Here is a 23,932-nt window from a genome sequence, read left to right as displayed (position 1 = left end):
AGCTCCCCGCTGCCACGCCGTTGCTTCAGCGCTTTCTTGAACGCCATCGCCACCGACTCCGCGTGCATTCCTTCGTGTACGTGGTGGCCTACTATCTTGCGTGAGTACGCATCCGTCACCAGGCTCAGGTACAGCGGCCCGCTCCTGGCGGGAAGATAGGTGATATCTGCGACCCAGACCTGCTCCGGGGCCACCGGTGTGACCTGCTCTGGCCCCGCCTTGAGCAAGTTGGGATGACGGTAGAAACGGTGAAAACTGTGGGTGGTCTTATGATACGCCCGCCTGGGCAGCACCAGCAGGCGGTGCTCGGCCAATATCCGAAACAGCCTGTCACGCCCGACTTTGAGCCCGCCATCATCCTGACCCTGGAGCAGATAATGCAGCTTGCGAGTGCCCACCCGAGGTTGTCGCAGTCGAACCTGACGCACGAAGCGCACCACCTGCAATCCCTCTGCATGGCGCTCGTCGGCGACCCGATTGCGCTTGTAGTAAGCCTGCCGGCTTATCCCCAGAAACAGGCAAGCCCTGACGATGGTCAGCCTCTCGACTTGCCGCTGCGAGAGGACTTGCCGGGTCGCTTTTTTACGATGGAGACGCCGTAGTCATTCTTCAGTACATCGACGACGGCCTCAAAGAACTGGGCCTTCTGGCTCATCAGCGCCAGCTGCTGCTCAAGTTCCTTGATGCGCTGTTCGGGCGTCTGGTTGTCGGGGTCAGGCATGGTGATGCTCCTGCCGGCGCGTACAGAAGCCCCCTGGCTCCAATCTTGCCGACCATGTTTACGCAACCATACCAGAATGGTCGAATTGCCCTGAATGCCATATCGGGCTTGTGCTTGCTGGCAACTGAGCTCGCCTTTTTCAATCTGCTCGACCAGTGCCAGTTTAAAAGTCAGCGAGTAATCGCGCTGTGTCCGTTTCACACCTTGTCCCATCGGGTTCTCCATTTATTGGGGGGAGAAAGGTGTAAACCATATTCAGGACGGGACAGAGTCGATAAAAAAGCCCGCCGGTGCGAACCGGCGGGCTTTTTGTTTTCTGGTGTTCGGGAAGATCAGACCCCGACGTGGAACGCCTGTTTGAGGTTGCGGATAAACTCCGCATCCCGGCAGAGGGTCTTGCCCGGGCTGTCGGAGATCTTGGCGACCGGGCCGCCATTGCACTCGATCAGCTTGAACACGATGTTCATCGGGCTGACGCCGGGCAGGTCGCAGGTGAGCTTGGTGCCGATGCCGAAGCTGGTGTTGATGCGGCCGCGGAAGTGGCGGAACAGCTGCACCGCCTTGTCGAGGTTGAGCCCGTCGGAGAAGACCAGGGTCTTCTCGGCAGGATCGATACCGAGGCGCTGATAGTGGCTGATTGCCTTCTCGCCCCATACCACGGGATCGCCGGAGTCGTGGCGCAAGCCCTGATAGCGGCTGGCCAGCTCGAAGTCGAAGTCGCGCAGGAAGGCATCCATGGTGATGCAGTCGGTCAGCGCGATGCCGAGATGGTCGGTGAACTCGTCCAGCCAGCTGGTGAGGGCGGCGCGCTGGCTGTGCTCCAGTGGGAAGCCGAGCTGCTGGTGTGCCTGGAACCACTCATGGGCCTGGGTACCGACGGCAGGCAGCTGGTACTTCTGGGCCAACATGTAGTTGCTGGTGCCGCGAAACGCCGGCAGCCGCTCCTTGAGGCGACCCACCACGGCATCCTGTACCGCGTGTGAGAAGCGGCGGCGGGTGCCGAAGTCGATGAGGCTGAATTCGCTCATCTCGTCGCGACTCAGCTCCCGCTCCAGCTTGTCGATCTTCTGATCGAGCCGCTCCAGCGCGTGGCTGACGCCAAACTGGGGGTAGCGGAAGCGGTTGCGCATCTCGCTGATGATGGCGAGCACCGGGATCTCCCACAGGATCACATCCTGCCACGGCCCCTCGACCCGCACATTGATGCGGCCATCCTGTTCGAACACCTTGAGCAGCGAGGCGTCGAGCGGCTTGCGGCGCAGGTGGTCGAGGTAGTCAGGAGTGAAGAAGGGGCGCTCGGCCAGAAAATCCAGTTCTGGCCTGGTCAGTCGCAGGGAGCCGGCGAGGCGCAGTTGCTCCTCGATCTGCCCCATCATGGGCAGCAGATCCTCTTCATTGCGGCTGTGAAACTCGGCCACCACCTCGGCATCCGGATAGCGATGGAACACCGCCTGCTGCATATGCAGCTTGTAGGCGTCGGTGTCGAGCAGGCTGGTAAGAATCGGTGGCATATCAGGCTCCCCGCAGACTGGTGAGCACGATGGAGCTCCCCTGCCGCATATGTAACGTGCAGGCGTCGGTATCGAGCAGGCTGGTAAGAATCGGTGGCATATCAGGCGTCCAGCAGGCGTTGTACATCGATCAGGGTCTGGGCCAGTTCGGCCCCTGCCTCGATCATCTGGGTGTGGGCGCTGGCAACCGTCGCGGGTGCAATGCCACGGCAGGCATCGAGATGGACGATTACCCGGAAACCGGCGCGGCGCAGTTGCAGCACGCTGGTTTTGACACAGTAGTCGGTGGCGAGGCCGCCGACCAGCACGGTATCGACCTTGCGGGCTTGCAGGAATTCTATGAGTCCGGTGCTGCGCCGTTCGGCCAGGTCGTGGAAGCAGGTGCCGTAGGGATGGAGATCCGGCTCGACCCCCTTCCAGACGAAGAAGTCATAGTCGATGGGGGCGGGCAGGCCGTCGAGCAGCTCGAACCCCTTGCTGCCCGGTACGCAGTGCACCGGCCAGGTGAGGTCGGCGTTGGGCAGATCCAGCGGCAGCAGCATGCCTGCGGGGTCAGAAACGGCCCAGTCGGCATTGGCGGGGTGGGCATCCTTGCTGCCGATGCGCAGGCTGGCGAGGGAGGCCTGAGCGTTGAGGGCCGCCACAATATCATCCCCGCCCGCGACGGGAAGTTCGTTCGGGCAGAGAGGGGTAAAGCCCTTCTGCGCATCAATATCCAGACTGGCGACGGTTCCCATGATTGGCTCCTGCACATACTATTCGTGTGATATTATCTACCAAACATTAATGGAAGGCGAGCAGGGCGATCGGCATGCTGAGAATGAGTCTGGATATGGTGGTGCTGCGGTTGCATGAGGAGCGGCTCGAACTGCTGCTCGAGACCCGCGATCGCCCCCCTTTTGCCAACTGCTGGCAACTGCCTGCCCTGCGTATCGACGAGACGCTGGACCGGGATCTGGACGCCGCCCAGCGCCGCCTGCTGGCGGAGTGGGGGCTGGGTGACTGCTACAGCGAGCAGGTCTGCACCCTCGGCAATCTGGAGCGGGATCCCCGTGGCTGGTCCACCACCCTGGTTTACCTCTGTCTGGTGGCGCCTGAAGTGGAGACCCGCCACGGTTGCTGGCATCCGGTTTCGACCCTGCCGGGCATGAGCCTCGCCTTCGACCATCTCCAGCTCATCGCCAAGGGATTGGAGCGACTGCGCATAAAGAGCCGCTACAGCACCCTGCCGCTGCAACTGCTTGGCACCGAATTCACCCTCTCCGAGGTGCAGCGCGCCTTCGAGATCATCCTGCAGACGCCGATGAACACGGCCGCCTTTCGCAAGCGGATCCACCGCGCCGACATTCTGGTGGATACCGGTCGCAAGCGTACTGGCAAACAGCGCCCCGCCATTCTCTACCGGTTGGAAACCCCCTGCTGCGTAATGTTCGATCAGGTGATGCACGGAGCGGAAGCATGAGCGCATCCCTTGTTCGAGTGCTGGTAAGCGCCTGTCTGCTAGGTCAGCCTGTGCGCTACGACGGTCAAAGCAAGGGGATAGTCAGCGACTGGCTGAGTGAGCTGGGTGCCGAGGGGCGGGCTCTGGCGTTTTGTCCCGAAGTGGCGGGCGGTCTGCCGACCCCGCGTCCTCCTGCCGAACGGCAGGGCGATCGGGTAGTGACGGCGAGCGGGCTGGATGTGACTGCCGAGTTTGACCGCGGCGCCGAGCTGGCGCTGGAAATCTGTCAGGCGCAGGGTATTCGCTTCGCCCTGCTGAAAGAGGGGAGCCCCTCATGTGGCAGCGGCCGTATCTATAACGGCCGCTTCGAAGGTGTTTCTGTGGCGGGCGAGGGCAAGACCACCGCCCTGCTGCGCCGCCACGGTATTGCAGTGTTCTCCGAGGATCAGTTGGCCGAGTTGGCTTCTGCGCTCTCTTTGGATGCATCCCCGGATTTGGCGGCCACCGGCAGCGGCGCCTGACCGCTCTGCCACCCCTCCAGCACCTCGTCTTTCTCCTGCCAGCGCTGGTTTAGCCACTCCTGAAAACCGCGCTTGAACTGCTTGTCATTGAAGTAATCCCCAATGAGCGCCTCATCCACCGGCAGCTCTTCAATCCGCACCTGAATGCGTTTTACCCGTCCCATCAGGAAGTCCTTGAACGGGGTCTCGGCGTTGTCCGGATAGCGGATGGTGACGTTGATCAGGCTGTCGAACTGCTCGCCCATGGCGGCCAGCGTAAAGGCCAGTCCTGCCGCTTTGGGCGGCATCAGGTGGAGATAGCGGGAGCGGGCAGCATCCCGTTTCTGCTCGGTGAAGCGGGTCCCTTCCACGAAATTGATGACGGTAGTGGGGATATGGCGAAACTTCTCGCAGGCATTGCGGGTGGTCTCGATATCCTTGCCGCGCAGGTGCGGGTTGCGCAGCAGGAATTCCCGTGAATAGCGGCGCATAAATGGCATATCAAGCCCCCAGCAGGCGAGCCCCAGCAGAGGGATGTAGATCAGCTCGTGCTTCATGAAGAACTTGGGCACCGGCAGCCGATCTCGGAACAGGTGGCCGAGCACCACGATGTCGGTCCAGCTCATGTGGTTGCTGATGATGAGATACCAGCCATCCTTGCGCAGCCTTGTGCTGTCCTCCACCTGCCAGTCGATGCGGGTGGTGAGGCGGATCACCAGGGCGTTGCAGGCCAGCCACAGGCGCATGAAGCGGTTGTTGAGCCGGCTGCAGGCGCGACCAAAGGCTGGCACGGGCAGCAGCAGTTTGGCCAGCGAAACCAGCAGGATCAGGCTGGCGCACAAGGCGGTAAAGAGAATGGTCAGGCCGGCGCTGATGAGCAGCACCAGCGGGCCGGGAAGCATGGATAACATGAGTGTTTACTGCGCCTTGGTTGCCAGCAGCTGGTTCAGGGTCTGGTCTTTCTCGTGCCAGATCCCGTTCAGCCACTGCTGAAACTCTTGTTGGAACTCGGGGTCATTGAAGTAATCCCCCACCAGTTTGCGGTCGATCGGCAAATAGCGGATCTGAACCTTGATCTCCCCGACCCGGCCACACATGAAATCCCAGTAGCTGGGAATGCCCTCCGGGTAGGCGATGGTGACATCCACCAGTTGATGCAACTGGTCACCCATGGCGGCCAGAGTAAAGGCGATGCCGCCTGCGCGCGGATGGAGCAGGTGACGATAGGGCGAACCCTGCTTCTGATGTTTGCCCTTGGTGAAGCGGGTGCCTTCGACGAAGTTCATCACACTCACCGGAATGTGGCGGAACCGGGCACAGGCTTTACGGGTTGTCTCTATGTCTTTTCCCTTCAGATGGGGATGCTTTTCCAGAAACTTTCTGGAATATCGCCGCATGAAGGGGAAGTCGAGCGCCCACCATGCCAGACCGAGAAAAGGTACCCAAATAAGCTCTTTCTTGAGGAAAAACTTCAGGAAGGGAATTTTTTGGTTAAAAACCCGCTGCAGTACCAGTATGTCGACCCAGGATTGATGGTTGGCAATCACCATATACCACTCATTCCGGCGCCCTTTGTCCACTCCGACCACATCGAAAGGGGTTCTGATGATGGTTTTCTGGATCAGATTGTTGAAACCGATCCAGCAGCTGGCACAGCCATCCAGCAACCAGTTGCAGAGAGTGCGCCACCCCTTGAGGGGGAGCAGAAGTTTGAGCAGACCCAGCGAGAAGATGGGAACAAACCAGAAGAGGGTGTTGAAAAAATAGAGCAGGGTGGAGAGGCTGCCGCGCAGTCGCTCTATCAGCTTGTTGGGCATGAGTCGGGTCCGTCTTGCTGTCGATAAAGGGCCATCAAGTGGTCAGATCTGTGGCCATAATATCAGCCGATGGCCCGTGAGACCATTCAGAGCCGTTACGAGGTTGGACTCACCCTTTCCCTTCTGTCAGCTGCTGCGCAGTCGCGATAGCAGCCGATCCATGGCCCGGTAGCCGAGCGCCTCGATAAGATGCTCCTTGCCGATGGCGGGTTGCCCGGCCAGATCGGCGATGGTGCGTGACACCCGCAGGATGCGATGCCAGGCCCGGATGCTGAGCCCCAGCTTCTGGATGGCGTTCTCCAAAAATTCGGCATCTTGCGGTGATAAGCGGCAAATATCCTCTATCTCGCGGCTATCCAGCAGGTTGTTGAGCTTGCCGTTGCGGCTCAGCATGCGCTCCCGTGCCGCCAGCACTCGATCGCGGATCTGCTGACTAGACTCCCCCCGCTCCGCCTTGCCGGTCAGGCTCCCCTTGGGTAGCAGTGGCACTTCCACCGTCAGGTCGAAGCGGTCGAGAAAGGGGCCGGAGAGCTTGCCGAGGTAGCGCAAGATCTGATCCGGGCTGGAGCGGGTCTGGCCGTCGCCATAGTGGCCGCAGGGGCTGGGGTTCATCGCGCCGACCAGCTGGAAGCGAGCGGGAAAATCCACCTGACGGGCGGCCCGACTGATGGTGATGTGGCCCGTCTCCAGTGGTTCGCGCAGGGAGTCGAGCACCTTGCGCTCGAACTCGGGCAATTCATCCAGAAACAGCACCCCGTTGTGGGCCAACGATATTTCGCCGGGCCGCGGGTGGCTGCCACCGCCCACCAGCGCCACTGCCGAGGCACTGTGGTGGGGCGTGCGGTATGGCCTGTGGTGCCAGTGACCGGCGCGCAGGGTGAGGCCACCGATGGAGTGGATGGCGGCGGTCTGCTGCGCCTCCTGCTCGCTCAGCGGCGGCAAGATGCCGGGCAATCGGCTCGCCAGCATGCTCTTGCCGGTGCCGGGCGGGCCGATGAACAGCAGGTTGTGGCTGCCGGCGGCGGCGATCTCCAGCGCCCGCTTGGCCTGAGACTGGCCGATAACATCCTGCAGGTCCGGCACATCGGGCAGGCTCTCCGCGCTTTGTTGCTCCGGCATCGGCAGTTCGTACTGACCGGCCAGCCAGGCGGTAACGGCCAGCAACTGGTGGGCGGTGCGCACCTCGGCATCCTGAATGAGAGAGGCTTCGGGGCCGTTCTCTCGCGGTACCAGCAGGGTGCGCCCCGCATCCCGGCAGGCGAGCACGGCGGGCAGCACCCCGAGCACAGGGCGGATCTCTCCGGTCAGGGCCAATTCCCCTAAAAATTCGTGATTGAGCAGATATTTTGCAGGTATCTGCTTGGAAGCGGCAAGAATACCGATGGCGATGGCCAGATCAAAACGGCCCCCCTCCTTGGGCAGATCGGCGGGGGCCAGATTGACCGTGATGTGTTTGCTCGGGAACTCGAAATTGCCGTTGAGCAGGGCGCTGCGGACCCGATCCCGCGACTCCTTCACCGAGGTTTCCGGCAGGCCGACCATGTTGAAGGCGGGCAGGCCGTTGGAGAGGTGAACTTCCACTGTAACTTGCGGGGCCGCGATCCCGAGGCTGGCACGGCTATAAACCACAGCTAATGACATAAATCCCGTCCTTGAGTTGATATATGTTCTGACTAACTGCTTGTTGTTGGTTTTTTATTCCAAAGTTCCGGCTGAGGAATAGCCAAAATCAGTGGGTTGTCACAGAAAAAAGGCTTGCCCAATAAAAATCACCGTGCTAGTTCTAATAGCCATTCGCGGTAGAAACCGCCCCAATTTCACAGGATTTCCGGTTGTAACTATGAACATGGCCTCCCGTTTCGTCAGCATTATTGTGGTCCTAGTGGTGATTATTATCTCACCGCTCGGGGCTCGTTTAGCTGCACGGAACAAGGGATAGACCCACCACCGGACAGAACGAAACAAGCGACCCCCGAGCCTCACAGCCCGGGGGTTTTTTTTCGACCAAAGGACAGGATTTTCCACATGAACGGCGCGCAGTTTTTGGTACAGGCTCTCAAGAAACAGGGTGTGACCCAGGTGTTTGGTTACCCGGGCGGGGCCATCATGCCGGTCTACGATGCCCTGTATGACGGTGGTCTGGCCCATCAGCTCTGTCGCCACGAGCAGGGTGCCGCTATGGCGGCGGTGGGCTATGCCCGTGCCTCCGGTCAGGTGGGAGTCTGCATCGCCACCTCCGGCCCCGGCGCCACCAATCTGGTGACCGGTCTGGCGGAGGCGCTGCTCGATTCGGTGCCGCTGGTGGCCATCAGCGGTCAGGTGCCCTGTTCCGCCATCGGCACCGATGCGTTTCAGGAGGTCGACGTGCTCGGCATGTCCCTCTCCTGCACCAAGCACTCCTTTATGGTGACCGATGCCGCCGATCTGGGGCGGGTGCTGGCAGAAGCTTTCGCCATCGCCACCGAAGGGCGCCCCGGACCTGTGCTCATCGACCTGCCCAAGGATGTGCAACTGGCCGCTGTGCCGCCCCAGAGCCCGTTGTTTGCGGTGGCAGAGCCTGAGCATCTTAACCCGACTGAACTGACGGCCGCCCGCACCCTGCTGGCCGCCGCCGAGCGCCCGGTGCTCTACGTCGGTGGTGGGGTGGGTATGGCCAATGCCGAGCAGCAGTTGCGCGACTTTGCTGCCGCAACCGGCATGCCAGCGGTCACCACTCTCAAGGGGATCGGCGCGCTCGACCCCGACAGTACCGTTTATCTGGGCATGCTCGGCATGCACGGCACCAAGGCGGCCAACTATGCGGTGCAGCAGTGCGATCTGCTGCTGGTGGTGGGCGCCCGTTTCGATGATCGGGTGACCGGCAAGCTGGAAGAGTTCGCCCCCGAGGCCAAGGTGATCCATCTCGATGTGGATGCCGCCGAGTTCGGCAAGCGCCGCGCCGCCGAGGTGGGGATCACCACGGATATCAAGCTGGTGCTGCCACGCCTAGCCATGTCCCTCTCCATCGACCCATGGCGTGAGCATTGCGCGAACATGGCCTGCGAGTATGCATTTCGCTACGACCATCCCGGCCAGCCCATCTATGCCCCGGCGCTGCTCAAGCAGCTCTCCGCCCGGTTGCCCGAGACCAGCGTGGTGGCCTGCGACGTGGGTCAGCATCAGATGTGGGTGGCCCAGCACATGCGCTTCACCAGCCCGCGCAACCACCTCTCCAGCGCCGGTCTTGGCACCATGGGGTTCGGTCTGCCCGCCGCCATCGGCGCCAAGATGTCGCGCCCGGAGGATGAAGTGGTACTGGTGAGCGGTGATGGCTCTTTCATGATGAACGTGCAGGAGCTCGGCACCATCCGCCGCGCCCAGCTCAAGGTGAAGATGGTGCTGCTGGATAACCAGCGCCTCGGTATGGTGCGCCAGTGGCAGGAGCTGTTCTTCGACGGCCGCTACAGCGAGACCATCCTCTCCGACAATCCCGATTTCGTCGCCCTGGCTGCCGCTTTCGGCATTCCGGGTGAGACCATCACATGCAAGGAGCAGATAGCCGGAGCCCTCGATCGCCTGCTGGCAAGCGAGAGTGCCTACCTGCTGCATGTGGCTATTTCAGAGGAAGAAAACGTCTGGCCCCTGGTTCCGCCGGGAGTCGCCAACCACCAGATGATGGAGCAACGCCCATGAACCCGCACACCCTTGCCCAGCCCGCATTTGCACAACACACCCTGCATATCCACGCCCAGCCCAGACCCGAAGTGATGGAGCGGGTGCTGCGGGTGGTGCGTCACCGCGGCTTCAATCTCTGCGCTCTCAACATGGAGCAGGATTGCCAACAGCTGCGGATCACGGTTACTGTCGAGTCGGTGCGTCCCATCCAGCAGTTGTGGAGCCAGCTGGTGAAGCTGGTGGACGTCTCCCGGGTCGATGCACTGGAACAGCAACCCCGGATCAGAGCTTAAGGAGCCAAGCCAATGTCACAGCCTTCCCAATCCGCCACTCACCCCCAATACATCTGGTTCAACGGCAAGATGGTGCCCTGGCAAGATGCTCAGGTGCACGTGATGAGCCACGCCCTGCACTACGGCTCCTCGGTGTTCGAAGGGGTGCGCGCCTACGATACCCCCAAAGGCACCTGCATCTTCCGTCTGCAGGAGCACACCCGCCGCCTGTTCGACTCCGCCAAAATCTACTGGATGGACGTCCCCTACAGCGAGTCCGAAGTGAATGAAGCCTGCCGCACCGTGGTGCGCGAGAACGGCCTGAAGAGCGGCTATCTGCGCCCGCTGGCCTTTGTCGGCAACGTGGGGCTGGGGCTGCATCCGCCGCTGGATGCCAAGGCTGACCTGATGGTTGCCGCTCTGCCGTGGGGCGCTTATCTGGGGGAAGAGGGGCTGAAAAACGGGGTGGATGTCTGCGTCACCTCATGGAACCGGCTCGCGCCCAACACCATTCCCACCGGCGCCAAGGCGGGCGGCAACTACCTCTCCTCCCAGCTCATCAGCCGCGAGGCAAAGCGCAACGGCTTTGCCGAGGGGCTGGCGCTGGATGTGAACGGCTACCTGAGCGAAGGGGCGGGGGAGAACCTGTTTCTGGTGAAGAACGGCGTGCTGTTTACCCCGCCCGCTACCGCCGCCATCCTGCCCGGCATCACCCGTGACACCATCATGACGCTGGCGCGTGACTTGGGTTACGAGGTACGCGAGCAGGCGTTACCCCGTGAGGCGCTCTATGTCGCAGACGAGATCTTTATGACCGGCACCGCCGCCGAAGTGACCCCGGTGCGCTCCGTCGATCGGATGAAGGTAGGGGCTGGCAGCCGTGGCCCGGTGACCGAGCGGCTGCAGAACGCCTTCTTCGGCCTTTTCAATGGCAAGACCGAGGACAAGTGGGGCTGGCTGACGCCAGTCAACGACTGATAAGAGAGGGGAGGCTCCATGCCTCCCCGAGTCGCTTCCGGTGAGTGCTTCCCATAGGAGTCTTCACCAGGATCGATTCCGATCCACTCGTATCATCACCGCATAACGCATCGAGCCCATATGGGCATTCAGGGAGTAGAGACATGCCGAAGTTGAGATCCGCCACCACCACCCACGGACGTAACATGGCCGGGGCCCGCGCCCTGTGGCGTGCCACCGGAATGACCGATCAGGATTTCGGCAAGCCCATCATCGCCGTGGTCAACTCCTTCACCCAGTTCGTGCCGGGCCACGTCCACCTCAAGGATTTGGGTCAGCTGGTGGCGCGCGAGATCGAAGCTGCGGGCGGCGTCGCCAAAGAGTTCAACACCATCGCCGTGGATGACGGCATCGCTATGGGCCACGGCGGCATGCTCTACTCCCTGCCGTCGCGCGAGCTGATCGCCGACTCGGTGGAGTACATGGTCAATGCCCACTGCGCCGATGCCATGGTCTGCATCTCCAACTGCGACAAGATCACCCCGGGGATGCTGATGGCCGCCCTGCGCATCAATATCCCGGTTATCTTCGTCTCCGGCGGCCCGATGGAAGCGGGCAAGACCAAGCTCTCCGACCAGATCATCAAGCTGGATCTGGTAGACGCCATGATCCAGGGCGCCGACCCCAAGGTCTCCGATGCCCAGAGCGAACAGGTGGAACGCAGTGCTTGCCCCACCTGCGGCTCCTGCTCCGGCATGTTTACCGCCAACTCCATGAACTGCCTGACAGAGGCGCTTGGCCTCTCCCAGCCGGGCAACGGCTCAATGCTGGCAACCCACAGCGACCGCGAGCAACTGTTCAAGCTGGCGGGTCAGCGCATCGTGACTCTGGCCAAGCGCTGGTATGAGCAGGACGATGCCTCGGCACTGCCGCGCAATATTGCCACCAAGGCGGCGTTCGAGAACGCCATGGCGCTGGATATCGCCATGGGCGGTTCCACCAATACCGTGCTGCACCTGTTGGCGGCGGCGCAGGAGGCCGGTGTCGACTTCACCATGGCCGATATCGACCGCATGTCGCGCAAGGTGCCGCAGCTCTGCAAGGTGGCGCCCTCCACCCAGAAATACCATATGGAAGATGTGCACCGCGCCGGTGGGGTGGTCGCCATTCTGGGCCAGCTGGAGAAAGCGGGTCTGGTGCATGGCGATACCCGTACCGTGCTGGGTTGCACCCTCGTCGAACAGCTCAATGAATATGACGTCAGCCGCCAGCCAAGTCAGGAGGTGGTGGACTTCTACCGCGCTGGCCCTGCCGGCATCCGCACCACCAAGGCGTTCAGTCAGGATTGCCGCTGGCCGGAGCTGGATCTGGACCGCGCCGAAGGGTGCATCCGCTCGCTGGACAACGCCTACAGCCAGGAGGGTGGTCTGGCGGTGCTCTCTGGCAACCTCGCTGTCAATGGCGCCATCGTCAAGACTGCCGGGGTGGATGAGGAGAACCTCACCTTCCGTGGCCCGGCCCGGGTGTTCGAGAGTCAGGAGAGCGCGGTGAACGGCATCCTCGACGGCACAGTGAAAGCGGGCGAGGTGGTGGTGATCCGCTACGAAGGGCCGAAAGGGGGCCCGGGCATGCAGGAGATGCTCTACCCCACTACCTATTTGAAATCCATGGGACTCGGCAAGGCGTGTGCCCTGATCACCGACGGCCGCTTCTCCGGCGGCACCTCGGGCCTCTCCATCGGCCACGTATCGCCGGAGGCCGCTTCCGGCGGCACCATAGGTCTGGTGGAGGATGGTGACATCATCAGCATCAACATCCCGGCCCGCAGCATGGTGCTGGAGGTGGCCGACAGCGTGCTGGCTGCCCGCCGCGTCGCTGTAGAGGCTCGGGGCTGGAAGCCGCTCGATCGTCAGCGTCAGGTCTCCTTTGCCCTGCGCGCCTATGCCATGTTCGCCACCAGCGCCGACAAGGGCGCGGTGCGCGATCGCTCGATGCTGGGGGAATAAACCATGGTCTCTGCGGCGGATTATCTACGCAAGGTGTTGCTCTCCCCCGTCTATGAGGCGGCGCGGGTCACCCCCTTGCAAACCCTGAAGAAACTCTCCGAGCGACTCGGCAACCATGTCAGCCTGAAGCGGGAGGATCTGCAACCGGTCCACTCCTTCAAGCTGCGCGGCGCCTACCACAAGATCGCCACCCTCACCGAGGAGCAGAAGGCGCGTGGCGTCATCGCCGCCTCCGCCGGCAACCACGCGCAGGGGGTCGCCCTGTCGGCCGCCAAGCTCGGCATCAAGGCGATCATCGTGATGCCCAAGACCACGCCGGATATCAAGATCGACGCGGTGCGCCGGCAGGGCGGCAACGTCATGCTGTTTGGCAACAGTTTCGACGAGGCTTACGGCGAGAGTCGCCGCCTCGCCACGCTTGAGGGCTACACTCTGATCCCGCCGTTTGACGACGTCGAGGTGATCGCCGGGCAGGGCACCATCGGCAAGGAGCTGTTGGAGCAGGATACCCACCTCACCCACGTTTTCGTGCCGGTGGGCGGCGGCGGCTTGGCCGCCGGGGTGGCGGTCTATATCAAGCAACTGCTGCCGGATGTGAAGGTGATCGGGGTGGAGGCGGAGGGCTCCGCCTGCCTCAAGGCCGCGCTGGCGGCCGGCGAGCCGGTCAATCTGGATCGGGTCTCGCTGTTTGCGGACGGGGTGGCGGTCAAGCGCATCGGCGAGGAGACCTTCCGCCTCTGCAACCAGTATCTGGACGAGGTGGTGACCGTCTCCAACGACCAGATCTGCGCCGCGCTCAAAGACATCTTCGACGACTGCCGCGCCATTGCCGAGCCGTCGGGGGCCCTGTCGTTGGCGGGCCTCAAGGCCTACAGCGAGCGCGAGCAGGTCAAGGGGGGCCGGATGGCGGCCATTTTGTCCGGTGCCAACGTCAACTTCCACAGCCTGCGTTACGTGTCGGAGCGCTGCGAGATTGGCGAGAAGCGCGAGGGTATGCTGGCGGTGACCATCCCCGAGCGCAAAGGGGCCTTCCTCGACTTCTGCCGTCAGCTGGGGCCGCGCATGGTGACCGAGTTTAACTACCGTTACGCCGATGCCGAGCAGGCTTCGCTGTTCGTCTCGGTGCGCCTCACCGGCGGTGACGAGGAGCTAGGCCAGATCATCGATCAGCTCGGCGGCAACGGCTACCCGGTGGTCAACATGACCGAGAGCGAGCTGGCCAAAAACCACGTGCGTTACATGATTGGCGGCCGCCCGGCCCGGCCCCTCGGTGAACGTCTCTACAGCTTCAAGTTTCCGGAGCAGCCGGGCGCGTTGATGCGCTTTCTCGAGACCCTCGGCTGTCGCTGGAACATCAGCCTGTTCCACTACCGCAACCACGGTGCTGACTACGGCCGGGTGCTCTGCGCCTTCGAGCTGCCGGACGAGGACGTGGCTGCCTTCCACGACTACCTGCGCGAGATTGGCTACGGCTGGAAAGAGGTGAGCGACGACCCCGCCTACCGGTTGTTTCTGGCCAGTTGAGCAAGGGGGACTTCAACAACTCATCGGGAGGGAGGCGTTATGCCTCCCTTTTCTATTGCTGCGTGTGGATAGGTCCACTCCGTACGACGCAAGGTCATGGTTTAACTGGTAAAACCATGTGAACCAGTATGCTGGTGATTTTTACGCCGGATATTGCTGGCAAGCTCACACTCCTGATGGCTTGGTCATTTGAGGCTGCGTTCGGATGGGATACCCTGAATAGCGGAGAGGCCGCCTGACGGCTTCACACAGGGAAGAGTGCGCACTCAGGCGCCCATAACGACTTATTGCAGAGGCGAAAATATGAATAAATCCATGCTTGCCGTATTGGTCAGTGGTTTGCTGGCGGCCGGAGCCGTGCAGGCCGCCGCTCAGGACAATACCTGGTATGTCGGTGGCAAGGCCGGTTGGTCCAATTACTATGGCGTTGACCACAACCAGTATGCCGAGTCGATTGCCCAGACGTTGGGTAATACCAGCGAGAACACGGATGATCTGGGTCTGGGCCTGTTCGCCGGTTACCAGCTCAACCCCAACCTGGGTTTCGAGCTGGGTTATGACTGGCTTGGCAAATACGACACCACTTCGGGCACTGGCGCCAATACCCTCAATACCGAAGCCAAGAGCCAGATGATTCAGGCCACCATGAAGATCAGCTTCCCGGCCACCAACGTGCTCGATCTTTATGGCCGACTGGGCGGCGCTTATGCCTGGACGGATAGCGAGATCAGCTTCGCCAATACCAGCGAGACCGGCAAGAAGCATGGCGCCGCATTTGTTGGTGCGCTGGGTGCCGAATATGCCATCGATCGTGACTGGGCCGCCCGTCTGGAGTACCAGTACACCACGCCGCTGGGAGATGCCTCTCTCGATCGCTCCGGTATCGAGATGGATAACGGCTTGATTTCGTTCGGGATGCTCTATCGCTTCGGTCAGCAAGGTGGCGAAGTCGTAGCACCGGCGCCCGCTCCGGCCGCCGAACCGGCACCTGTAGCCGTGGTTGAGCCCAAGACCTTCAGTCTGAGTTCCGATGTGCTGTTCGAGTTCAACAAGGCGACCCTGAAACCGGCTGCCAATCAGGCGCTCGATGCCCTGTTCAGCCAGATTGTGGCGGCCAATCCGAAAGATGGTGTCGCAACTGTCATCGGTTATACCGACCGCATCGGTTCCGACAACTACAACCTGGCCCTCTCCGAGAAGCGGGCCCAGAGCGTGGCCAGCTATCTGGTATCCAAAGGCTTGTATGCCGACAAGGTACGGGTCGAGGGGCGTGGCAAGTCCAATCCGGTCACTGGCAACAGCTGTGCCAGCCGCTCCAAGCAAGAGCTGATCGCCTGTCTGGCACCAGACCGCCGGGTCGAAATCCATCTGGAAGGGGTTTCCCAGCCTGTCCAATAAGCAGAGCGACGGGAGCAATAAATGTAAAAACGGGAGGCTTGGCCTCCCGTTTCTTATGGGGTGCTTACGATATCAAGCCTCAGAGCCCGAACAGCGGGCGCAGGCGAATGCCGATCAGGCTGCCAGCCAGGGCCATCAGCATCCAGACCCAGCCGTGCAGGCTGCCAGAAGCAGTGCCATCGAAGAAGCCGCCGAGGTTGCAGGCGGCGTACATGGCGCCCATTCCCATCAGCAGGCCGCCAATAATGGATGCCAGACTGTTGCCGATCCGCATCGGGGCGAAGGTGCCGCCACCGCTGATGCAGCGTGCCAGCATGGCCCCCAGAATGCCGAGCCAGAACATGCCGACCATGGGATTGATGAAGAGTGGCTGGGCCAGCTTGGGGTTGCCCTCGAACAGGCCGAACAGGGAGGCGCCGCGCAGCGCCATGTCATAGACGGCGCCGGTGATGGTCCAGGCCGAGCCGTGCAGAGCGACCACGGACGAGTTGAGCAGGGCGATGATGATGCCGCCGGTCAGCACGGTGAAGCGGCCATCGCGCCAGAACAGATTGCCGCCGCTGAAGAGGGGCTTGAGTTCGCCGGTACGCTTGAGTTCGCTGTTGCGAAACAGCAGGAACAGCGCGGCGACCAGCGCCAGGTTGAGCAGCATGCCGCTCCAGATATTGCCGGTCAGATCCCGGGCCAATACCACATGGCTGGAGAAGGTGGCCTCCAGTTCGGGGCGGAACTGGTTGCTGATAAGGGTGCCGATGCCGTAGCAGATCAGCACCAGCCAGAAGCGGGGTTGCCCCTCGCCGCAGCAATAAAGAGTGCCGGTGGCACAGACGCCTGCCAGCTGCATGCCGATGCCGAACAGGAAGGCACCGACGATGAAAGGAATGCCGATAGCCATCACGTTACCCACCATGGCATCGCCAAACAGGGCGTGACTAAAGGAGAGGAAGGTGGTGAACAGCAGAATTTCGATGGCGATGGTGAGCAGGTGAACCCGCACATAGTAGCTGTTGCGCTTGGTCAGCATTTCGCGCCAACCGAATACGATGCCGAAGCGACTGAAGGAGAGGGTGAAGCCGAAGCCGAATCCGATCAGGGCCATCAGAGCCCATTTCATACCAAAGGTGTTGCCGAGCCAGAGTAACGCTCCCCCCGCGAGTGCCACGATGGGGAGCGACCATTTTCGATTCATGCCAGTTGATCCTTGCAGTTGGTTTTTAGAGGGGCGGATCCTATTCCCTCGTGGAGTCTAATGCTACCCATTTAACCAATGCAGATAAAAAGGGGGCGCTGACTCCCGTCAGCGCTGAGGGATCAATGGTGAGTGGTGTCGAGATGGAAGTGGTGAGTCTGCCTGGTCAGGATGCGGGCGTGCTGGGCGACCATGGTCGCCTCTTCGGCGGCCTGACTGGCGCTCCGGTTGACCTCGGCCGCCAACCGCGACATTTCGCCGACCTGATGGTGGATCCCCTGCACCAGCCGGGTCTCATCGCCCATCAACTGATCGACCTGAGCGATGCGCTGGTTGATCTCCTCGCAGCTCTGTGCGATCCGGGCGACGCTCTGACGTGCCGTCATCGCGTGGGCGACAGCCTGTTCAACTCGGGTCAGCTCGGTATCCATCTCGCTGGCTGCGCGCTGGCTGACATCCTGGATCTTGCCGATGATGGTGTTGATCTCGGTGGTGGCGCTACCGGTGCGGGTCGCCAGCGAGCGCACTTCATCGGCTACCACAGCAAAACCGCGTCCCTGTTCACCTGCCCGCGCAGCTTCAATGGCAGCGTTCAGCGCCAGCAGATTGGTCTGCTCCGCAATACCGTGAATGGCACCCGCCAGCCCGGCAATCTGCTGCGAGAGGCCGGCCAGATCCGAAATGGTGTGGGAGACCCGCTTCACCCCCGTTGCTTGTTCCTCGATCACTTGTTCTACGGTGTGAATCGCGTGCGTCGCCTCTTGTGCCCGGTTGGCTGATTGGAGGGTTTGCTCCCCCACTTGATGCAGCTGGCTACCCGCCTGCTCAATGGAGTGGGTGAGCTGCTCGATGGCTTGTTCGATATGGTGGGCCGCCCCGACCTGTGCCTGACTGTCATCGGTGTGCCGTTGAGCCATGGCGGTCAGGCTGGTGGCGCGATCATCCAGCGTACTGGCGCTGCGCTGCAGGGACTCCACCAGGGTAGCCAGCTGGTCACGCATAGCCCCGATCTGACGGATCAGCTCGCCGATGGCGTCTAGCCCCGGCTCCGGCATGGGGCGATTCAATTCTCCTTGGGCGATGGCTGCGGTGGCCTTGCCGGCGGCCAGCAGTCGCTGCTGGGTGGGGCGTCCCAGCCAGAAGATGAGCCCGGCCCCCAGCAGTGCGGCACACAACAGCAGGGCGTAACAGAGTCGGGTGGTGTTGGCGAGATGGGCCATCTGTTCGGCGGCATACTGGTTGCCGCTGATGACGGTGGCGTCTACTCCGAGCCGGTGGGCGCTATAGATCGCATGAAGTTTCGTGGCTATATGGGTGGCCGTTGCAATATCACTCGCCTTGATGGCGGGGACAAACTGGGCGTTGAGCAGTTGCCAGAACTGCTCCCCCTGCACTTTTTGCTCCCCCAGCAGCAACTCTCTGAGGGAATTGTTCAGATTGCTCTCTTGCCAGAAGCGGTTGCGGCTCTCGAACTCTTGTTGCAGCCGAGCGAGGGTTTGCAGCAGGGCCTCCCGCTCTTCCGGTTTGGCATGGAGCAGGGTGTAGACCTGCAACTGGGATTCGATGAGGTAGAGAGGCGGCGGCAGAATATCGGCTACCACGTCCTTCCCTTGTCCCATCTGGTCGGCTGCGCTCCGGACCGAATAAAGCCCGAAAAAGCTGATAGAGATCAGCGTGATAATAACTATGCCCCCCAGAATTTGGCTAAAAAGCAGGGATCTGTTGTGAATGTGCTTGAGCATGCTGCCTCCATTCGGCTCCGTTCATGGATAGCATAGCTCTCTGTCAGGATGATGCGACTCGGTCGTGGCCAGTCGATGGTGAGTCGGCTCTGGATAAGGGGAAGTAGCAGTTTGAAGGCCGCTGGTGGCATGAAAAAGAACCCCGGCAGATGAGCCGGGGTCGAAGGGGTCAGGTCCGGCTTGGCGCGGCTTTACCGCTGCGCAGCCCATCCAGACTGAACAGCACCAGCGCACTCCAGATGCAGGCAAAGGTGAGCAGTTTGTCCATCGCCAGTGCTTCCCCATAGAGGGTGACGGCGAGGATAAACATCAGGCTGGGGCCTATGTACTGGAAGAAGCCCAGGGTGGAGAGCTTGAGCCGGGTCGCGGCGGCGGTGAAGCAGAGCAGGGGGGCCGTGGTGACGGCACCTGCGGCGATCAGCAGCAGGTTGAGGTGCCAGTCGTTCTGGGTGAGATGGCTGGTGGGGCTGTCGGCAATGCCCCACAAATAGATGGCCGCTGGCGGCAGCATGATCATGGTTTCGATCAGCAGACCGGTGAGGGCATCGAGGGCCAGTTTTTTGCGCACCAGCCCATAGATGGCGAAGCTAGACGCCAGCACCAGCGCAATCCAGGGCAAGGAGCCAAAGGCGATGAGCTGGATCGCCACTCCGGCAAAGGCCAGCGCCACTGCCCACCACTGCAGGCGGCGCAGCTTCTCGCTCAGAAACACCATTCCCAACAGCACGTTGAACAGCGGGTTGATGTAGTAGCCGAGGCTGGCATCCAGCATATGGCCGTTGTTGATGGCCCAGATGAACAGCAGCCAGTTGCCGCCGACGGTAACCGAGGTAAACGCCAGGGTGAGCAACACTTTTGGCTGGCGCAGCACCGCCTGCACCTTGTGCCACTGGCGTCCTGCCAGGGTGAGTACCATCAGCAGCACGCAGGACCAGATCATCCGGTGGGTCAGGATCTCGGCGGCCGGGACGGCAGAGATGGTCTTGAAATAGATGGGGGCTATGCCCCAAAGGGTATAGGCGCACAGGGCGTAGATGACGCCCTGACGCTGGATCTGTTGCGGCATGCGGATGACCTTTACTGAAGCGTTGGATGCGGGAAAACATCGCAAAAAATCAGTGTAGCGATCCTTTTGCGGGGAAAGAAGCGAATAAACGAAGTTTGAGGGGAAGAAAGCGAGTGGCTAGCCGGTCAGCCTTTACCGCGGCGGATCTTGTCGACATCCATCAACAGCCACAACATCAGGGCGATGGCGGAGATCCAGGGGCCCCAGGTCACGTAGGCCTCGCCGTGCCCCAGCACAAAGAACAGCAGGGGCAAACCGATCACCAGAAAAAGTACGCTTCCCAGAAAAAATAGCATTTTTGTCTTTATATTTAACATGTTGGCTTTTTTATCATTATAAGGATTGAGCCCGGTGATGGAAGGCCAAAAATGCAAAAGGGGGATTTCTCCCCCTTTTTGATCCGATACTGCTGCTTTGTCGTGTTATTCCAGCTGAATCCAGGTGCTTTTCAGCTCGGTGTACTTCTCCAGCGCATGAAGTGACTTGTCGCGACCGTTACCGGACTGTTTGAAGCCGCCAAACGGCATGGTCATGTCACCACCGTCCCAGTTGTTGACGAACACGGTGCCAGCGCGCAGGGCGCGGGAGCCTTTCACCGCCTTGTTGAGATCCGCCGTCCAGATCGCCGCCGCCAGGCCGTAGTCGGTGTCGTTGCCCAGCGCAATGGCCTCTTCCAGCGTATCGAAACCGGTCACCGCCAGCACTGGGCCGAAGATCTCCTCGCGGAAGATGCGCATCTGCGGAGTCACGTCGTCAAAGATGGTGGGCTCGATATAGAAGCCGCCACTCTCCATGTTGGTGCGGTTGCCGCCCAGCAGCAGCTTGGCCCCCTCCTGCTTGCCAATCTCGATATAGCGCAGCACCTGTTCCATCTGGATGTGATCCACCATGGCGCCGATGCGGGTCGCAGGGTCGAGCGGGTTGGCCGAGATCCACTCGCGGGCATGGGCCAGCAGCCGCTCCATAAATTGCGGTTTGATGCTGTTTTGGACCAGCAGGCGGGAGGCGGCGGTGCACACCTCGCCCTGGTTGTAGAAGATGGCGCCAGCGGCGCTCTTGGCCGCGGCGTCCAGATCCGGCGCATCCGCCAGTATGATGTTGGGGCTCTTGCCGCCGCACTCCATAAAGGCGCGCTTGAGGTTGGACTTGCCGGAGCACTCCACCAGATGTTTGCCGATCTTGGTGGAGCCGGTGAAGGTGATGCAGTCCACATCCATATGCATGGCCAGCGCCTCGCCCACGGTATGACCAAAGCCCGGCAGCACGTTGAACACGCCGTCCGGAATACCCGCCTCCTTGGCCAGACCGGCGATACGCAGGGCGGTCAGGGGCGATTTTTCGGAAGGCTTGAGAATGACCGAGTTGCCGGTAGCGAGCGCCGGGCCCAGCTTCCAGCAGGCCATCACCAGCGGGAAGTTCCATGGCACTATGGCGGCAACCACCCCGAGCGCTTCGCGGGTCACCAGCGCCAGTGCTGACTCCTCCACCGGGGCGACCTGATCGTAGATCTTGTCGATCGCTTCGGCGTTCCAGGCGATGCAGTTGGCGGCGGCGGGGGCGTCATAGCCCATGGCATCGCCGATGGGTTTGCCCATATCCAGCGACTCCAGCAGCGCCAGCTCCACCTTGTTGAGGCGCATCAGCTCGGCGAAGCGCTGCATGATCTGTTTGCGCTGTTTCGGCGGCAGGCCGCTCCAACGCTTGTCGTTGAAGGCATCACGAGCGGCCTGTACCGCCAACTCGGCATCGGCGGCATCGCAGGCTGCCACCTTGGTCAGCAGCTTGCCGTTGGCCGGGTTGATGCAATCGAAGGTGGCGCCATTGACGGCATCCCGATAGCTGCCGTTGATAAAGGCTTGCGAGGGCAGGGTCAGATGGGAGGCCTTGTGTTGCCACTGGGCCAGGGTCAGGTCACTCATGTTCACTCCTTGAACCGGCAAAAGTCAGTTTCCGCGTATCAATATGCTAAACATCTTGCCGCTTGTAAATCCACCTTGTAACAATTCATTAAACATTGCCCCCCTGCCGATGCGCGTCTGAATGTCAGAAACTGGCGGGGGTGTTGGCCGAAATCAGCACGCACTCCTGCTCGCCGCTATTGCGAAAACGGTGGGGGGTGCGGCTGTCGAAGTAGTAGCCATCCCCGGCGCCCAGCAGGTAGATCTGCTCGCCCACGGTCACTTCAACTTCGCCCTTGATGACGATGCCGCACTCTTCACCCTCGTGGCTCAGCATGTCGTCGCCGGTGTCGGCGCCAGGTGGCAGCACCTCCTGCAACATGCCGATGGCGCGGTTGGCACGGCTGTGCCCGACCAGCCGGTAGCTGATGGGATGCGTGCCGAGATCCGGCATATCGGCGGCGCGGAAGATCACTTCAGTGCCCATTTCGGTCTCTTCGGTGAAGAAGCTGGCCAGCGACATGGGGATCCCTTCCAGCACCTTGCGCAGGGAGGCGACAGAGGGGCTAACCTGATTTTTCTCGATCTGGGAGATAAATCCGTTGGTCACACCGGAGCGCTTGGCCAGCTCGCGCTGGGAGAGGGCTGCCTTGGTGCGAACCGCCTTGAGGCGGTGACCGATATCCATCTATAGACACTCCTTGACTGTTTACTATTATTAAAATTGTGTTAAATATCTTATACCACCCTGCTGATGCGTCTAGCTAGGGGTGGCACCAGACAGGGCGATAACGGGCCCTTTTTTATGGATTCAGGTGTTTAATTTAATAGGCATTGGCCGACAGTTGCTAAACACCTTAAGGATGAGGTGACCATGAAACCGATCAGCGACATCAATACGCCCTCCGACATGTCCGCGTTCTGGATGCCGTTCACCGCCAACCAGCAGTTCAAGGCGGCGCCGCGTATCCTGAAGTCGGCAGAGGGGATGTATTATCACTCAGAGGATGGCCGCAAGATACTGGATGGCACAGCCGGACTCTGGTGTTGCAACGCGGGCCATGGTCGGCGCGAGATTGCCGAGGCGGTCTCCCAGCAGATTTCCCACCTCGATTTTGCCCCCACATTCCAGATGGGTCACCCCCTGCCGTTTGAGCTGGCCAACCGGCTAGTGGAGATCGCCCCCAAGGGGTTTGGCCACGTCTTCTATACCAACTCGGGTTCCGAGTCAGTCGATACCGCGCTCAAAATCGCGCTGGCCTGGCAGCGGGCTCGCGGTCAGGGCACCCGCACCCGGCTGATTGGCCGCGAGCGTGGCTATCACGGGGTCGGCTTTGGCGGCATCTCGGTGGGGGGCATTCCCGGCAACCGCAAGTGGTTCGGCTCCCTGCTGACCGGGGTGGATCATCTGCCCCATACCCTCAACATCGCCAAGAACGCCTTCACCAAAGGGCTGCCCGAAGAGGATGTGGCGCTGGCTGACGAGCTGGAGAAGATCGTCTTCCTACACGATGCCAGCAATATCGCGGCGGTGATCGTCGAGCCCATCGCTGGCAGTACCGGCGTGCTGATGCCCCCCAAAGGCTACCTCAAGCGGCTGCGGGAGATCTGCACCAAGCACGGCATCCTGCTGATTTTTGACGAGGTGATCACCGGTTTCGGTCGCCTCGGCTCCCCCTTTGCCGCCCAGGAGTTCGATGTCATCCCCGACATGATCACCTGCGCCAAGGGGCTCACCAACGGCGCTATCCCCATGGGCGCGGTGCTGGTGCAGAAGCACATTTATGACGACATGATGGCGGCAGGCAAGGGGGCCATCGAGCTGTTCCATGGCTACACCTACTCCGGCCATCCGGTGGCTGCTGCTGCAGGGCTCGCGACCCTCGAGATCTATCGCAACGAGAACCTGCTCAGCCGCGCCGCCGATCTGGCGGGCTACTGGGAGGAGGCGGCCCATTCGCTGAAGGGCTGCAAGCATGTGAAGGATGTGCGCAACTACGGGCTGGTGGCGGGTATCGAGCTGGAATCGATGCCGGATGCACCGGGCAGGCGCGCCTACGAGGTGTTTGTTCGCTGCTTCGAGAAGGGGGCTCTGATCCGGGTGACCGGCGACATCATCGCTCTGTCGCCACCTCTCATTATCGAGCGCAGCCAGATCGACGATCTCTTCACCCTGCTGCAGGATGCCCTGCAGGCCCAACCTTAACCCATTTGATGACCCCGCACTGGCGGGGCC

20 protein-coding genes and 1 pseudogene are annotated in these 23,932 nt (G+C 61.4%); 9 read left to right on the top strand and 12 right to left on the bottom strand.

Annotated elements, in window-relative coordinates; all coding sequences use genetic code 11:
• The 3 genes and pseudogenes from A9G06_RS21560 to A9G06_RS13870 all read right to left on the bottom strand — a co-directional run.
• Positions 1–934, bottom strand: a pseudogene (locus tag A9G06_RS21560) (IS3 family transposase); the annotation flags it as partial.
• Between the two features lie 119 nt (positions 935–1,053).
• Positions 1,054–2,232, bottom strand: coding sequence for a nicotinate phosphoribosyltransferase (gene pncB / locus A9G06_RS13875; RefSeq protein ID WP_069555608.1), 1,179 nt, complete (start codon positions 2,230–2,232; stop codon positions 1,054–1,056).
• Positions 2,233–2,333: 101 nt separating this feature from the next.
• Positions 2,334–2,969, bottom strand: coding sequence for a nicotinamidase (locus A9G06_RS13870; protein WP_069555607.1), 636 nt, complete (start codon positions 2,967–2,969; stop codon positions 2,334–2,336).
• 74 nt (positions 2,970–3,043) lie between these two features.
• Between A9G06_RS13870 and A9G06_RS13865 the strand changes: the two genes are divergently transcribed.
• Both A9G06_RS13865 and A9G06_RS13860 read left to right on the top strand, forming a co-directional pair.
• Complete coding sequence (locus tag A9G06_RS13865; protein WP_069555606.1) at positions 3,044–3,694, top strand: DNA mismatch repair protein MutT; 651 nt, start codon at positions 3,044–3,046, stop codon at positions 3,692–3,694.
• Entirely contained in the window at positions 3,691–4,194 is a 504-nt protein-coding gene (locus tag A9G06_RS13860; RefSeq protein ID WP_069555605.1) for a DUF523 domain-containing protein, read from the top strand. Before A9G06_RS13865 ends, A9G06_RS13860 begins: the two co-directional genes overlap by 4 nt.
• On the opposite strand, the gene A9G06_RS13855 is transcribed toward A9G06_RS13860, so the two are convergent.
• The 3 genes from A9G06_RS13855 to A9G06_RS13845 all read right to left on the bottom strand — a co-directional run bounded on the left by A9G06_RS13855 (position 4,119) and on the right by A9G06_RS13845 (position 7,631).
• Positions 4,119–5,084 (bottom strand): acyltransferase, encoded by a 966-nt coding sequence (locus tag A9G06_RS13855; RefSeq protein ID WP_069555604.1) that lies wholly within the window; start codon positions 5,082–5,084, stop codon positions 4,119–4,121. The genes A9G06_RS13860 and A9G06_RS13855 overlap by 76 nt on opposite strands.
• A gap of 6 nt (positions 5,085–5,090) precedes the next feature.
• Positions 5,091–5,990, bottom strand: coding sequence for an acyltransferase (locus A9G06_RS13850; protein WP_069555603.1), 900 nt, complete (start codon positions 5,988–5,990; stop codon positions 5,091–5,093).
• 126 nt (positions 5,991–6,116) lie between these two features.
• Positions 6,117–7,631, bottom strand: a complete 1,515-nt coding sequence (locus A9G06_RS13845; RefSeq protein ID WP_069555602.1) for a YifB family Mg chelatase-like AAA ATPase — start codon at positions 7,629–7,631, stop codon at positions 6,117–6,119.
• 384 nt (positions 7,632–8,015) lie between these two features.
• Here A9G06_RS13845 and ilvG point away from each other — a divergent pair, with 384 nt between their 5' ends.
• The 6 genes from ilvG to ompA all read left to right on the top strand — a co-directional run bounded on the left by ilvG (position 8,016) and on the right by ompA (position 15,801).
• Positions 8,016–9,662, top strand: a complete 1,647-nt coding sequence (gene ilvG / locus A9G06_RS13840) for an acetolactate synthase 2 catalytic subunit (protein ID WP_069555601.1) — start codon at positions 8,016–8,018, stop codon at positions 9,660–9,662.
• Positions 9,659–9,937, top strand: coding sequence for an acetolactate synthase 2 small subunit (ilvM, locus tag A9G06_RS13835; protein ID WP_005342011.1), 279 nt, complete (start codon positions 9,659–9,661; stop codon positions 9,935–9,937). The genes ilvG and ilvM overlap by 4 nt, the downstream gene beginning before the upstream one ends.
• Before the next feature lie 12 nt (positions 9,938–9,949).
• Positions 9,950–10,894 (top strand): branched-chain amino acid transaminase, encoded by a 945-nt coding sequence (locus tag A9G06_RS13830; protein ID WP_069555600.1) that lies wholly within the window; start codon positions 9,950–9,952, stop codon positions 10,892–10,894.
• Between the two features lie 143 nt (positions 10,895–11,037).
• Positions 11,038–12,879, top strand: coding sequence for a dihydroxy-acid dehydratase (ilvD, locus tag A9G06_RS13825; protein ID WP_069555599.1), 1,842 nt, complete (start codon positions 11,038–11,040; stop codon positions 12,877–12,879).
• Positions 12,880–12,882: 3 nt separating this feature from the next.
• A complete protein-coding gene (gene ilvA / locus A9G06_RS13820) occupies positions 12,883–14,403 on the top strand; it encodes a threonine ammonia-lyase, biosynthetic (RefSeq protein WP_069555598.1) in 1,521 nt (506 codons plus the stop codon).
• 303 nt (positions 14,404–14,706) lie between these two features.
• Positions 14,707–15,801: a porin OmpA gene (gene ompA / locus A9G06_RS13815; RefSeq protein ID WP_064341311.1), complete on the top strand. Its 1,095-nt coding sequence runs from the start codon at positions 14,707–14,709 to the stop codon at positions 15,799–15,801.
• Between the two features lie 79 nt (positions 15,802–15,880).
• On the opposite strand, the gene A9G06_RS13810 is transcribed toward ompA, so the two are convergent.
• The 6 genes from A9G06_RS13810 to A9G06_RS13790 form a co-directional block, all read right to left on the bottom strand.
• Positions 15,881–16,990, bottom strand: coding sequence for a YeeE/YedE thiosulfate transporter family protein (locus A9G06_RS13810; protein WP_171903397.1), 1,110 nt, complete (start codon positions 16,988–16,990; stop codon positions 15,881–15,883).
• Between the two features lie 122 nt (positions 16,991–17,112).
• Positions 17,113–18,609: a methyl-accepting chemotaxis protein gene (locus tag A9G06_RS13805; RefSeq protein ID WP_253182332.1), complete on the bottom strand. Its 1,497-nt coding sequence runs from the start codon at positions 18,607–18,609 to the stop codon at positions 17,113–17,115.
• A gap of 292 nt (positions 18,610–18,901) precedes the next feature.
• Positions 18,902–19,798, bottom strand: coding sequence for an EamA family transporter RarD (gene rarD, locus A9G06_RS13800; RefSeq protein ID WP_069555596.1), 897 nt, complete (start codon positions 19,796–19,798; stop codon positions 18,902–18,904).
• A gap of 125 nt (positions 19,799–19,923) precedes the next feature.
• Complete coding sequence (locus tag A9G06_RS21995) at positions 19,924–20,094, bottom strand: hypothetical protein (RefSeq protein WP_005341999.1); 171 nt, start codon at positions 20,092–20,094, stop codon at positions 19,924–19,926.
• A gap of 126 nt (positions 20,095–20,220) precedes the next feature.
• Positions 20,221–21,717: an aldehyde dehydrogenase gene (locus A9G06_RS13795; RefSeq protein WP_069555595.1), complete on the bottom strand. Its 1,497-nt coding sequence runs from the start codon at positions 21,715–21,717 to the stop codon at positions 20,221–20,223.
• Positions 21,718–21,841: 124 nt separating this feature from the next.
• Complete coding sequence (locus tag A9G06_RS13790; protein WP_005339643.1) at positions 21,842–22,384, bottom strand: cupin domain-containing protein; 543 nt, start codon at positions 22,382–22,384, stop codon at positions 21,842–21,844.
• Positions 22,385–22,570: 186 nt separating this feature from the next.
• Here A9G06_RS13790 and A9G06_RS13785 point away from each other — a divergent pair, with 186 nt between their 5' ends.
• Positions 22,571–23,902 (top strand): aspartate aminotransferase family protein, encoded by a 1,332-nt coding sequence (locus A9G06_RS13785; RefSeq protein WP_021231496.1) that lies wholly within the window; start codon positions 22,571–22,573, stop codon positions 23,900–23,902.
• The last annotated feature ends 30 nt before the right edge of the window (positions 23,903–23,932 follow it).

It is taken from the genome of Aeromonas sp. DNP9 (genome assembly GCF_001728955.1).
Classification (GTDB): domain Bacteria; phylum Pseudomonadota; class Gammaproteobacteria; order Enterobacterales; family Aeromonadaceae; genus Aeromonas; species Aeromonas veronii.
The sequence above is the reverse complement of the archived record's forward strand: the minus strand, read 5'-3'. Positions and strand labels throughout refer to the sequence as shown.